The organism is Mesorhizobium sp. M8A.F.Ca.ET.165.01.1.1 (assembly GCF_004792065.1).
Taxonomy (GTDB): Bacteria; Pseudomonadota; Alphaproteobacteria; order Rhizobiales; family Rhizobiaceae; genus Mesorhizobium.
The window spans coordinates 1-379 of the sequence record NZ_SRTH01000102.1; the positions used below are offsets into that span (position 1 = coordinate 1).

Here is a 379-nt window from a genome sequence, read left to right on the forward strand (position 1 = left end):
CAAGCCTGTCGATCTCACGGGTCAGCAAATCCACCCAGCGCCCGAGAGCCTTTGCCCTGTCGGCGCCGGGAATGGCTGACCACACGGATCGGCTATCGAAGGCCTTTCGGGCAGCTTCGATCGCAGCGTTGACGGCGTTCTCGTCGCTTTGCGCGAATCGCGCCAGCAGTTCGCCATGGGCCGGTGACTTGCGTTCCACCTTGCGAGCGGTGGTCGCCCAGGCGCCATCGATCCAGTTCTCGTATTCGCGCACGTTCATCAGTTCACGTCCCCGGTCAGTTGCGCGCGACGAGCCGGCTCTTGCCGGGCGTTACGGCTACACCGACAACGTCGCCGATCTTGGCTTCAGTGCGATCTGTCACGACGATGAATTTGTGAC

The 379-nt window shown here is 62.5% G+C and carries 1 protein-coding gene; it reads right to left on the bottom strand.

Annotated features, from left to right (window positions below):
• A partial coding sequence (locus EN808_RS35285; RefSeq protein WP_135918228.1) for an aldehyde dehydrogenase family protein occupies positions 1-259 on the bottom strand: 259 nt, incomplete at its 3' end.
• Positions 260-379: the final 120 nt, after the last annotated feature.